The following is a 12,262-nucleotide window of genomic DNA, read 5'->3' on the forward strand; positions in this document are numbered from 1 at the left end:
GACCCGGCCGGAAATTCGACCGGGTCGTTAAAGCGGTGGCGCAGCGATATCCAGAGAAACGACTAACTAAGAAAGCTTAACTTAGCGGCATTAGGCACTGACCCCGAACTGCTTGAAGGATTATTCGCCGGCCAGGCGCGCCATTTCGCGTTCCATGTTGTCGATGGCGCGGTCGTTGTACTGGGCGGCGAAGTACGGGTCGCAGAACAGCTTGTGCGCTTCGGCCTTGCGGCACAGGTGGCCCAGTGCGCCGGTGCGCTGGCGGCGGTATTCGTCGTCGGGCAGGTGGGCGTACTCTTGGCGGATGGCGCGCGCGTAGTTCTGGTAGACCTCGTCGTCCTGGCCCAGGATCGCCAGGTCCACGCTCAGCAGCACGGCCTTGAGCGGGTGCTCGATCGACGCTTCCTGGAAGTGGTCGGTGGCGCGTATCAGTGCGGCGGCCGGGTCCATTTCCTGGCCCAGGTGGCTGCCCAGCCACAGCTGGGCGCTCGCTTCCTCGTTGCTGGGGGCGCCGGCGTCACGCGCGTGTTCGTATTCGGCGTCGTGGAACCAGAACGCCTGCTTGACGATTTCAATGTCGAGCGCGGACGGCTTGGTGTTGGCGGCCCAGGCGCGGATTTCGGACAGGCCGTGCACCAGGTGGTCGAGGTTGTGATAGTGGCGCGCCGTGCCGCCATATGCGGTGGCGCCGGTCAGGCGCGCGAACCAGGCGTCGGCGTGGTTGATGGCCGATTCATCGGCCTGGGCGTAATCCCACAGCAGTTCCCACTCGTTGCGCAGCCAGCCCAGCACCCAGGCGTGGTACGCGGGTCCGGGCACGAATTTTTTCATGATCCAGTTCCAGCCGATCGGCCCTTCCAGCGCCTTCACGAAGCTCGAACTGACCGAACCCAGGTCGCGCGGCGGCATCACGAAGATGGTCTTGGCGCCTTGCAGCACATCGACATTGGTTTGCTGGATCAGGTTTTCGTAGTCGAAATCGGCGGTGGTGCGGATGCCGCGAATCAGGTATTCGGCGCCGTGCTTGCGCGCTGCGCGCGCCGTGTAGTCGCCGCGCACGATCACCACCTGCACATTGTTCCAGCCCTGCTCGGCGCAGCTGAGCGCGATGATGCTCTTGCGCTCCTCGGCCGTGAACTTGGGTTTCTTGGCGCTGTTCTCGGACAGGAACACCACTACCTCGTCCGCCATCGACCGGGCTTCGTTGATCACCCACATGTGGCCGTTGGTGATCGGGTCCAGCGTTCCCGAGAATCCGATTTTTTTCATGGTGCCGTCCGCATATCAAAACGGCATTTTAGACCGGAGTGGGCCTCGCAGTCTCGGGAAAATCGATTTTGATCTTCAGCCCGCCCAGGCGCTCGGAGGTATCGAGCGTGAGCACGGCGCCATGGCGCTCGGCAATCGACTTGATAATCGCCAGCCCCAGGCCGCTGCCGCCAGCCTGGCTGCCCGGCACCCGGTAGAAGCGGCTGAACACGCGCTCGCGCTCGTCCGGCGGAATACCGGGGCCGGAATCTTCCACGCTCAGCAGCACCCGCCCCGGCCCGGCCACACCCTTGACCTTGGCTTCGGCCGGAATGCGGCGCAGCTCGATATCGACGGTGCCGCCAGCCGGCGTGTACTTGATGGCGTTGTCAACCAGGTTGCGCATCAGGATGATCAGCGCATCGGGCTGGCCATCGACGACCGCTTCGTCGGCATGTTCCAGGCCCAGGTCGATCTGGCGCGCCTGCGCCAGGCCGGCCATGTCACCGAGGGTGCGCTTGACCAGGTCGGACAGGTTGACCCGATCGAGCCGAACATCGTCAACCGAACCTTCCTGGCGCGCCAATACCAGCAACTGTTCCACCAGGCGAGTGGCGCGTTCGATGCCGGCCGTGACGCGGCCGATCGCCACGCTGCGCGCTGCATCGTCCTGCGCCCGCTCCAGGCTCAGCACCTGCAGCTTGAGCGCAGCCAGTGGCGAGCGCAGCTCGTGGGCGGCATCGGCCACGAAGTGCTGCTGCGCCTCGAACGCGGTGCGCACCCGGCCGAACAGCAAGTTCAGTTCGTGCACCAGCGGCAGCACTTCGTCGGGCAAATCGTTTTCGGATACCGGCGACAGATCGTCTGCCTGGCGCGCCGCCACCTGGCGTTTGACGCGCGAGACGGGTGCGAGCGAGCCGCTGACCACCCACCAGACCACCAGCATCAAAATTGGCGCCATCACCGCAATCGGCCCCACCGTGCGCAGCGCCAGGGTACCGGCCATGCGCTGGCGCACGGCCATGTCCATCGCGACTTGCACGGTCTGATTGCTGGTTTGCACCGAGAAGATGCGGTACGTGGTGTTATTGGCCTTGACGTTGGAAAAACCGAGCACGGCGCGCTGCGGCAGCGCCGCGCGCGACAGTGAGCGGAATACCTGGGCGCCGTCCGGCGTCCATACCTGCACCACCAGATCGTCGTTGCCGGGATCGGGCGAGGCGTCGGCGGCCTTGTTGGTGAGCGTGGCGCTCGAGCGCAGCGACATTGCCATCTGCTGCATGTGGTAGTCGAAAATCTGGTCGGCGTCGCTGAGCGCGCTGCGATAGGCAATTGCCGCCTGGGCAATCGCCGCCATGGTGATGGCCGCCAGCAGGAACCACAGCAGGCGTCCGCGCAGCGAGTGCGTAACCACCGGCACGCGTGGCATCGGCGGCAGCTTCACCTTCATTCTCATAGCTTGGGCACCATGTAGCCGAGGCCGCGCACGTTCTGGATCAGTTCGGCGCCGAGCTTCTTGCGCAGGCCGTGGATATACACTTCCACCGCGTTGCTGTTGACTTCATCCTTCCAGCTGTACAGTTTTTCTTCGAGCTGGTGGCGCGACAGCACGATGCCGGGCCGGGCGATCAGGGCCTCGAGCACCGCCCATTCGCGCGCCGACAGGCTCACCTGCTTGCCATCGGCCAGCACTTCGCGGGTTTGCGGATTGACACTGACGCCACCATGTTCGAAGACCGGCTCGGCGCGGCCGGCAGAACGGCGCAGCAAGGCGCGGATGCGCGCCAGCAGTTCGTCCAGGTCGTACGGTTTCAGTACGTAGTCGTCGGCGCCGGCGTCGAGCCCGGCGATGCGCTGCTCCTTGGCGTCGCGCGCGGTGGCCACCAGTACCGGCGTCAATTCCTTGCGCGCGCGCATCGAGCGCAGCACTTCGAGGCCATCCTTGCGCGGCAAACCGAGGTCGAGCAGCACCAAGTCGTAGGTCTGGGTTTGCAGCGCGGTGTCGGCCATGTCGCCGTCCTTGACCCAGTCCACGGCATAGTGCTCGGCGCGTAACAGGTCGAGCACGACTTCGCCGATCATGGTGTCGTCTTCTACCAGCAGAAGTCGCATGGTGTGGTCCTTTTCTTGTTGTTGGTGCGTTCTGCCGTGACGATTAGCCGAGACGGACTGGAATGAATATTGTATCGCCGCCGCGCTGTATCAGCAACGCCACAGATTTGCCGGACTTGTTCACCACCTGGCGCACCTGGTCGATATTGGTGACCGCATAGCCGTTCACCGACAGCAGCACGTCGCCCGGTTGCACGCCGGCGCTTTGCGCGGCGCCGCCAGCGTCTTCGATCAACATGCCGTTGGCGATGCCGCTATCGCGGCGCTCGTTCGGGTCGAGCGGACGCAGCGACAGTCCCAGCTTGCTGGTGGCCTGCTCGGCACGGTCGCTGGTGGCGGACACGGCAGCCACCTTGTCGGTCAGGTTGCCCAGCTTGGCGTCAAGCGCAATCAGTTTGCCCTGGCGCCATACTTCCAGCTTGACCGTGCTGCCCGGCTTGATCAGGCCGACCATGGCCGGCAAGTCGATCGAACTGACGACTTTTTTGCCATTCATGCTGCGCACCACGTCGCCGGGCTTGAGACCGGCTTTCTCGGCCGGGCCGCCACGCTCGACGTTGGCAATCAGCGCGCCTTCAGGCGTGGCCAGCTTGAACGAATCGGCGATGTCTTGCCCCACTTCCTGCACCGTCACACCGAGCTTGGCGTGTTCGACCTTGCCGGTGGCAACGATCTGGTTGGCAATCGTGGTCGCCACTTCGATCGGGATCGCGAACGACAGGCCCTGGTAGCCGCCGGTCTGGCTGTAGATCTGCGAGTTGATGCCGACCACTTCGCCACGGGTATTGAACAGCGGGCCGCCCGAGTTGCCGGGATTGACCGCGACGTCGGTCTGGATGAACGGCACGTAGGCGTCGTCGGGCAGCGAACGGCCCTTGGCGCTGACCACGCCGGCGGTGACCGTGTTGTCGAGGCCGTAAGGCGAACCGATCGCCAGCACCCACTCGCCCACCTTGACGTTATCGGCTTTCGCCAGCGGCACCACCGGCAGGTCCTTGGCGTCGATTTTCAGCACGGCGACGTCGGTTTTGGGATCGGAACCCAGTACCTTGGCGCGGAATTCGCGGCGGTCGGTCAGTTTGACCGTCACTTCACGCGCATCGCGCACCACGTGGGCATTGGTCAGGATGATGCCGTCGGAGCTGATGATGAAACCCGAGCCCATGCCGTGGGTAGGCACTTCGCGCTGGCCGCCACGCTGCTGCTGGCCCTGGAAGCGGCGGAAGAATTCCATGAACGGGTCGTCGCCGAACGCTTCGGCGCGGCCCTGCCCTGGCCCCTGGCCATCGTAGGAAGCCTTGGTGGTGCCACGCACGTCGATATTGACCACGGCCGGGCCATTCTTGGCGGCCACTACCGAGAAATCAGGCAGGGAAATATTTGGCGCGGCCACTGCAGCGGGCGCGCCGGTATTGGCTGATGGAGGCGCCGTCACTGCCGCCACCGGAGTCCCGGCGGCAACTGCGTTGCTTTGCTTGACCGCGACCGCACCGCCGGCGCCTATGGCAGCCACAATGGCCAGCGCGGCAACGGTGCGTTTGAAGGTTTTCGATCCGGTTGGGGTAGTTTGGGACATGATGCACTCCTGAATTGAATTAGGATTCTAGATGTATCCAATATGAGGCAAAAAACTTAGACCCTACTTAATGAAATTTCCACCGAAACATATGCTTACAACACATGCTGGCGGTGGATTCAGGGCCGCAGACGCACCACTGGCCGGATAAACCGGCCAGTGGTGTCTTACATCACGACGTAGCGATTACGCTGCCTGGCGTTGCTCCAGGGCGGTGACGTTTTCGCTGCCGTTTTGACCGTCGATGACGATCTTGCGTGGCTTGAGCGCTTCGGGCACCTCGCGCACCAGTTCGATGGTGAGCATGCCGTTGTCGAAGCTGGCGCCAGTCACCTTGACGTGGGTAGCCAGCTGGAAGCGCTGTTCGAAGTCGCGGGCGGCGATGCCACGATGCAGGTAGGTGCGCTCGGTGGCGTCCTTCTGCTTGCGGCCAACGACGTGCAGCGAATCGCGCTCGAAGGTGATGTCGATCTCGTCGCGGTTGAAGCCTGCCAGCGCCATCACGATGCGGTACTGGTCATCGGACACGAGTTCGATATTGTAGGGAGGATAGCTGGGCGACGAATCGGCGCGCTGGGCGTCGTTGAGCATCTGGGCCAGGCGATCGAAGCCGATGGCGGAACGGTACAGTGGGGTGAGGTCGAAAGTACGCATGATGGATATCCTTTTCAAGTTAAGCGATAAATGAGTCCCCCGTCGGAAGCATTCCTTGGGGCCGGTGGTCCCCTGCTGGGCAACCACTGAGTCCGATATAGGGTGATAGTCGATGGCTTTCAAGGGCTTTTTTTACGATTTTTTTTGCGGCCTTGCCAGCAACCCCTGCGTGCTAAACTCTTTCTCTTGTTCAATCACGATCCGAGTCCTCAATGTCTTTCACCCGTGCCGCATTCGCCGTCCTGCTCGCTACTACCTTCAGCGCCCAGGCCGACACGATTTCCGAACAGCCTTACCCGGGCACCATCGTCCTCAAAGTGGACGCCTCCAATACGGCACAACAAATCTTCCGCGTGCGCCAGACCATTCCGGCCAAGCCCGGCAAGCTGACCTTGCTGTACCCGCAATGGGTGGTGGCCAACCACGGCCCCAGCGGCGCGCTGAACCAGTTCGCCGGCCTCAAGGCCAGCGCCAACGGCAAGCCGCTCGACTGGCGCCGCGATCCGCTTGACGTGTGGGCCTTCACGGTCGACGTGCCGGCCGACGCCAACGCGGTCGAGGTCGAATTCCAGTACCTGTCGCCGGTCGAAGCGAGCCAGGGCCGCACCACGTTTACCAACGACATCCTCGGCGTGCAATGGCAGTCGCTAGCGATCTACCCGGCCGGTTACCGCAGCCGCAACATCACGATCCAGCCCAACCTGACCGTGCCGCCCGGCTGGCAATTCGGCACCGCGCTCGAGACCGCCTCGCGCACCGGCGACGAGATCGCCTTCAAGCCGCTGGACTTCGAAACCTTCCTCGATTCGCCGCTGTTTGCCGGCCGCTATTTCCGCCGCATCGACCTCGATCCGGGTGCGAAAATCCCGGTGCACCTGAACGTGGTGGCCGACAGCCCCGAGCAGCTCGAAGCGACGCCGGAACAGATCGGCCCGCACCGCGCGCTGATCCAGCAATCGTATAAACTGTTTAACTCGAAACACTACAAGCACTACGATTTCCTGTTCGCCATCAGCGACGAATTCGGCGGCATCGGCCGCGAGCACCACCAGTCGAGCGAGAACGGCGTCAAGTCCGGCTACTTCACCGAGTGGGCCAAGTGGGAAGCGCGGCGCGAGCTGCTGCCGCACGAATTTGCCCACTCGTGGAACGGTAAATTCCGCCGCCCGGCCGGCCAGGACGTGCCCAACTTCAACACCCCGCTCGACAACTCGCTGCTGTGGGTGTACGAAGGCCAGACCCAGTACTGGGGCGCCGTGCTGGCGGCCCGTTCGGGCCTGATCAAGCCGGAAAACACGCGCGACCTGCTGGCCGCCTCGGCCGCCCGCCTCGACAACGTGCGCGGCCGTACCTGGCGCGCGGTGCAGGACACCACGTACGATCCGATCATCAATGCCCGCCGTCCGCAAGTGTGGAACAACTGGCAGCGCGGCGAGGACTACTACCAGGAAGGCCAGCTGATCTGGCTCGATGCCGACACCCTGATCCGCGAACTGTCCGGCGGCAAGCGCTCGCTCAACGATTTTGCGCGCGGCTTCTTTGGTGTCGATGACGGCGTCAATGTCGCCAAGCATTACACGTTCGAGGACGTGGTGGCAGCGCTCAACGCCGTGCAGCCGCACGACTGGGCCACCTTCCTGCGCAGCCGCGTGGAAAGCCACGGCCCGGGCGCCCCGCTCGATGGCCTGGCCCGCGCCGGCTGGAAGCTGGTCTACACCGACAAGCAGACGCCGTTCCTCAAGGCCCAGGAAGACCTGAGCAAGTCGGCCAACTTCCAGTACTCGCTCGGTTTCTCGGTGGGCGCCGAGGGCAAGCTCGAGTCGTTCATCTGGGAAGGCATCGGCTTCAAGGCCGGCCTGTCGGGCAACTCCACCCTGCTGGCGGTCAATGGCCGCGCCTACAAGCCAGACGTGCTGCGCGCGGCGATCACCGCTGCCAAGGGCGGCAAGGAGCCGATCCAGCTGCTGGTGAAAAAAGGCAACCTGTACACCACGTATGCGATCGATTACCACGACGGTTTGAAATACCCGCGCCTGGAACGGATCAAGGGCACGCCTGACCGCCTGGAAGCAATTCTGCAACCGATGAAGTAAGATGGCTCAACGCCCTAACCTGAGGACAATATGAGCAACAATACTGACATTCAACTGAGCGGTCCCTTCAAGGCCACCGACGGCGCCGGCCGCGCCCACGATGCCAAGGCGATCCGTATCTTCGACGAAGGCTACGGCGCCATCGAGGTGTACGTGGACTTTGCCGGCTCGGTCCAGGGCTTGCACAAGGACAAGTCCCTGATCGACGCCGTGGTGGCGCAACTGCGCACCGTCGGCTACCAGGGCCCGGCCCTCACGGCCGGCGACCCGGTACTGCAAGAGAGCAAATTGCTGGTGCTCGAAGCCCCGGACGAGTTCAACACCTTTGCCGCCGGCAAGGGCTGGAAGGACCTGGCCGAGGAATTTGGCGACGAGTAGTTATTTAAGATAGCGGCGGCTCCACGCCGCGATCAAGTCCGCCACGTACACCGCATCGTCGCGCCGGGTCAGCAAATGGTCGGCGGTATCGAGCGATACAAAGCTTTTCGGGTGCCTGGCGGCAGTCACGATTTCCATCGCATTGGCCACCGGCACGGTATCGTCGCCCGGGGCGTGCATCACCAGCAAGGCGCGCTTCAAGCCGGCAATCTTCGGTTTGATTCGATACGCTTCGGCGTCCTCGAAAAACTGGCGCCTGATGCGGAATGGCCGTCCGGCCAGCGGCACCATGGCCTCCCCTTGCTCTCTGATCAGTTCCAGGTACTTGCTGCCGAACAGGCTGGGCATATGGGTGGGATCGCTCGGTGAGCCTATCGTCACTACTGCTGTCGCTTCGGCAATCTGCTCGGCCGCCGCCAGCACGGCCGTGCCACCCAGGCTATGGCCGATCAACAACTGCGGCGCCGCGTGCTGGGTGCGCAGGAAGTCGGCAGCGGCCACCAGGTCGGCCACGTTCGAGGAAAAATTGGTATCGGCAAAATCGCCTTCGCTGCCACCGAGACCCGTAAAATCGAAACGCAGCACGGCGATGCCGTGCGCGGCCAGCGACTGCGCCAGCCGGTGGGCGCCGATCGCATCCTTGCCGCACGTAAAACAATGGGCAAACAGCGCGTAGGCGCGGATGTCGCCGTCTGGCGCGTCGAGCTTGGCAGCCAGTTTGAGGCCGTTGGAGATAAATTCCTGTCTTTGAGAACGCATGCAAACTCCTGCAACTTCGATGAGGGCGTACTCTGACGCATAAGTGGTGGCGGGACAAGATAATTAGCGCTTGCACTCCATCTCATTTGAGCTAACATATAGCCTCAAAGGAGGCGCCATGTCCGATTCCATCAAAAAACCTGTGCCGGCATCGCGCCCGGCCGGCATCAAGATTCCTAAGGTAGCAAAAAAGACGTCCGGTAGTGTCGATGGCCTGGCACTGTTCAACCTCAATCCGCAAAGCCGCATCGCGGTGATTCGCCAGGGTATTCCGGCATCGACCATCACCAGCCTGTCGTCACGCATGGGCATGAGCAAGGAAACCTTGCTCAGCAGCCTGGGCCTGTCGCGCGCGACCATCAGCCGCAAGGAAAAAGATGCCATCGTGCTGTCCAGCGATGAATCGGAACGGGTGCTGGGTGTGGAAAACCTGATCGGCCTGGTGCAAAACATGGTCGAAGAGTCGGGCGACCCCAAAGGCTTCGATGCGGCGCGCTGGGTATCGGAGTGGCTCACCTCGCCATTGCCGGCGCTCGCTGGCGCCACTCCCGCCAGTTACATGGACACGTTCGAGGGCCAGAAGCTGGTGGCAGAGTTGCTTGCCATGAGCCAGAGCGGCGCTTACGCATGACGGTGGCGGTCTGGCGCATTGCGGTGGAAGCGGCCAGCTATACCGCCAACGACTTGAGCGGCACCGGCGCCAGGCTCACGGGCGGACGCTGGAACAGCAGGGGTACGCCTGTCGTCTATTGCGCCGTCAACATCGCACTGGCCACGATCGAGACGGTGCAGTATCTGAAGGTCGGCGGCCTGCCCTACAACCGCTACCTGGTACGCATCGATATTGCCGATGATGTGTGGAACGCTTGCACGGTACTCGCACCGTTGCCCGGGGGCTGGGACGCGATTCCTGCCGGCCTCAGTGCCCGGGCAGCGGGCGACGCCTGGATCGCCTCCGGCGCCAGTGCGCTGCTGCGCGTGCCCTCGGTCATGGTGCCGGACGAAGACAATATCCTGATCAATCCCCAGCATCCCGACGCTGCGGCCATTACCGCGACCACGCTCAAGCGCTGGTTGTACGATCCGCGCCTGTTCTAAACCTCGATACAGCCGGCGGGCCCACCCATCCTGCACATGGCCTCGCTGCTGGAGGCGGTGAGCCCCGTGCGCGACCTGTGGCCAACACACTTGAAGTAAATCGGCCTTGCGCCACGGCGGCAACGGCGCTTATACTGTACATCCATACAGTATCAACTTGCCAACTCGATGTTGCCCTTGCCGCCATGCTCACGCCACCACTCGCCATTACCACCGCAGCCGCGCAGGCTGGCCGCCTGGCCATGCGCGATGTGTGGCGGGCCAGCGAGTTGGCCATTTCGCGCTCCACCACCTGCACCACCGGGCACCAGCTTCTGGACAGCGAACTGCCCAATAATGGCTGGCCGCGCTCGGCACTGATCGAACTGCTGGTGCAGCAACACGGCATCGGCGAAATGCAGTTGTTAAAACCGGTACTGGCCAGCCTGTCGGCGCGCCAGCGCGTGGCGCTGGTACAGCCGCCGTATCTGCCGCACGCCATGGCGTGCCGCGCCTGGCAAGTGAATGACCGCAACCTGCTGTGGCTCAAGCCTGCCAGCAGTGCCGACGCGCTGTGGTCGGCCGAACAAATCCTCAAGAACGGCTCGTGCGGCGCGGTGCTGCTGTGGCAGGCCAATGTGCGGCCCGAAGCGCTGCGCCGGCTTAACCTGGCCGCGCAAAGCACCGACACCTGGTTGTGGCTGCTGCGCCCGATCGCGGCGGCAGCCGATGCGTCGCCCTCGCCGCTGCGCATGACCTTGCGTCCGGCCCCCGGTGGCATCTCGGTGGACATCATCAAGCGCAAGGGCCCGCACTGCGACCAGCCCCTGTTTATCCCCCTGGGCGATATGCCGGTACCGCTGCATATCCCGTTACAACCTGCCACCCACGATCATGAAACTGATGTTAAGCGTCCACCTGCCGTTGTTGCCGCTCGAAGCGCAACGACCGTGCTGGTCTGAGCCGGCGCCCATGGTCGTCGTCGAGCACGGACTGGTGCTCGCCATGTCGCGCCAGGCCGCGCAGGCTGGCGTGCGCCTGGGGATGCGTGGTGGCGGCGTGGCGGCCATCGCGCCTGACACCACCGTGCTCGAGCGCGCAGCCGACAAGGAAGACCAGGCGCTGGACGCCATCGCCACCGCGCTGATGCAGTACACACCCGACATCACGTATCAACCCGACTGGTCGCTGCTGCTGGACGTGAGCGCCAGTCTCACGCTGTTCAGGGGCCCACACGCGCTGTGCCTGCGCGTGCTGCGCAGCGTGGCCGCGCTCGGCTTCACGCTGCAACTGGGCGCCGCGCCCACCGCTGAAGGCGCCTGGTTGCTGGCCCGTAACGCGCCGTCCAAGGATCAGCCCAAGGGCCGCCGCGTGGCCTCGATGGAGCGCCTGCAACAACGGCTCAACCAGCTGCCGTGCGAGCTGATCCCGGCTGCCGTGCCCTTCCAAGGCTGGCTCACCGATATCGGCGCGCGCAACCTCGGTGCCTTGCGCCGGCTGCCGCGCGCCGGGCTGTTACGGCGCACCGACAAGCACCTGCTGGCCGCGCTCGACCGCGCCTACGGCGAGGCGCCGGAAATGTTCGAGTGGATCAAGCCGCCGCTGCACTTTTCCGCCCGCATCGAAACCTTCGAACGCGTGGAGCACGCCGACGCCTTATTACACGGGGCGTCGAGCCTGATCCTGCAACTGGTGGGCTGGCTCACCGCCATGCAGCAGGCGGTGCGCGCGTTCACGCTGTACCTCGAACATGAACGCGGCCGCGCGGCGGTGGCGCCCACGGCGCTCGACATCATGCTGGCCGAGCCGGCATGGCACGAGTCGCACCTGGTGCGCCTGCTCAAGGAGCGCCTCGGCAAGGTGGAACTGCACGCGCCGGTGATCGCGCTGCGGCTCGAAGCAGTGAAAATCGAAGCCATGCTGCCGCCCAATGCCTCGCTGTTTCCCGAGCCGGGCGGCACGCCGCAGGACTACCACCGGCTGCTGGAACTGCTCACCGCGCGGCTGGGCACCGACAACGTGCTCACGCCCGCCACCGTGGACGACTACCGTCCCGAAATATGCAACACCTGGCTGCCGGCCACGGCCAGGCGGCCCAAGCCACAGCCTGACGAAGTATTCGACGGCCGGCCGTTCTGGCTGCTGCCGAAACCGATTGCGCTGCTGATGCGCGACAACCGGCCGTTCTACGGCAGCGCCCTCAAAATTCTCTCCGGCCCCGAACGCCTGGAAGCGGGCTGGTGGAACGACCAGACCGCCGCCCGCGACTACTTCGTGGCCCAGGGCAGCGACGCCAGCTGTTACTGGATCTACCTCGAACGCACCACCGATGCGCGCTGGTTCCTGCATGGACTGTATGCCTGAC

12 protein-coding genes are annotated in these 12,262 nt (G+C 64.0%); 6 read left to right on the top strand and 6 right to left on the bottom strand.

The window, feature by feature from the left end; all coding sequences use genetic code 11:
* Positions 1-120: 120 nt before the first annotated feature.
* The 5 genes from coaD to J2X54_RS19845 all read right to left on the bottom strand — a co-directional run bounded on the left by coaD (position 121) and on the right by J2X54_RS19845 (position 5,590).
* Positions 121-1,269 (bottom strand): pantetheine-phosphate adenylyltransferase, encoded by a 1,149-nt coding sequence (coaD, locus tag J2X54_RS19825; protein ID WP_070248778.1) that lies wholly within the window; start codon positions 1,267-1,269, stop codon positions 121-123.
* A gap of 28 nt (positions 1,270-1,297) precedes the next feature.
* On the bottom strand, positions 1,298-2,698 hold the full coding sequence (locus J2X54_RS19830; RefSeq protein ID WP_070248776.1) for an ATP-binding protein: 1,401 nt from the start codon (positions 2,696-2,698) through the stop codon (positions 1,298-1,300).
* A gap of 2 nt (positions 2,699-2,700) precedes the next feature.
* The gene (locus tag J2X54_RS19835; protein ID WP_019922755.1) at positions 2,701-3,360 is read right to left on the bottom strand and encodes a response regulator transcription factor; all 660 of its coding nucleotides are present in this window, start codon (positions 3,358-3,360) and stop codon (positions 2,701-2,703) included.
* Between the two features lie 43 nt (positions 3,361-3,403).
* Positions 3,404-4,936, bottom strand: a complete 1,533-nt coding sequence (locus J2X54_RS19840; protein ID WP_310182926.1) for a Do family serine endopeptidase — start codon at positions 4,934-4,936, stop codon at positions 3,404-3,406.
* Between the two features lie 186 nt (positions 4,937-5,122).
* Positions 5,123-5,590 carry an Hsp20 family protein gene (locus tag J2X54_RS19845; protein ID WP_070248770.1) on the bottom strand — a complete coding sequence of 156 codons (468 nt, stop codon included), beginning with the start codon at positions 5,588-5,590 and terminating at the stop codon, positions 5,123-5,125.
* Positions 5,591-5,802: 212 nt separating this feature from the next.
* On the opposite strand from J2X54_RS19845, the gene J2X54_RS19850 reads away from it, so the two are divergent.
* Both J2X54_RS19850 and J2X54_RS19855 read left to right on the top strand, forming a co-directional pair.
* On the top strand, positions 5,803-7,683 hold the full coding sequence (locus tag J2X54_RS19850; protein ID WP_310182929.1) for a peptidase M61: 1,881 nt from the start codon (positions 5,803-5,805) through the stop codon (positions 7,681-7,683).
* Between the two features lie 30 nt (positions 7,684-7,713).
* The gene (locus J2X54_RS19855; RefSeq protein WP_310182930.1) at positions 7,714-8,061 is read left to right on the top strand and encodes a hypothetical protein; all 348 of its coding nucleotides are present in this window, start codon (positions 7,714-7,716) and stop codon (positions 8,059-8,061) included.
* On the opposite strand, the gene J2X54_RS19860 is transcribed toward J2X54_RS19855, so the two are convergent.
* Entirely contained in the window at positions 8,062-8,820 is a 759-nt protein-coding gene (locus tag J2X54_RS19860) for an alpha/beta fold hydrolase (RefSeq protein WP_310182931.1), read from the bottom strand.
* Positions 8,821-8,938: 118 nt separating this feature from the next.
* Between J2X54_RS19860 and J2X54_RS19865 the strand changes: the two genes are divergently transcribed.
* The 4 genes from J2X54_RS19865 (at position 8,939) to J2X54_RS19880 (ending at position 12,261) form a co-directional block, all read left to right on the top strand.
* On the top strand, positions 8,939-9,451 hold the full coding sequence (locus J2X54_RS19865; RefSeq protein WP_310182933.1) for an antitoxin Xre-like helix-turn-helix domain-containing protein: 513 nt from the start codon (positions 8,939-8,941) through the stop codon (positions 9,449-9,451).
* Entirely contained in the window at positions 9,448-9,918 is a 471-nt protein-coding gene (locus J2X54_RS19870; RefSeq protein WP_310182934.1) for an RES family NAD+ phosphorylase, read from the top strand. The genes J2X54_RS19865 and J2X54_RS19870 overlap by 4 nt, the downstream gene beginning before the upstream one ends.
* A 185-nt stretch (positions 9,919-10,103) precedes the next feature.
* Positions 10,104-10,859 (top strand): translesion DNA synthesis-associated protein ImuA, encoded by a 756-nt coding sequence (gene imuA / locus J2X54_RS19875; protein WP_310182936.1) that lies wholly within the window; start codon positions 10,104-10,106, stop codon positions 10,857-10,859.
* Positions 10,792-12,261, top strand: coding sequence for a DNA polymerase Y family protein (locus tag J2X54_RS19880; protein ID WP_310182938.1), 1,470 nt, complete (start codon positions 10,792-10,794; stop codon positions 12,259-12,261). Before imuA ends, J2X54_RS19880 begins: the two co-directional genes overlap by 68 nt.
* Position 12,262: the final 1 nt, after the last annotated feature.

Origin of the sequence: Duganella sp. 3397, assembly GCF_031456625.1 — a bacterium.
Lineage (GTDB): Bacteria > Pseudomonadota > Gammaproteobacteria > Burkholderiales > Burkholderiaceae_D > Rugamonas > Rugamonas phyllosphaerae.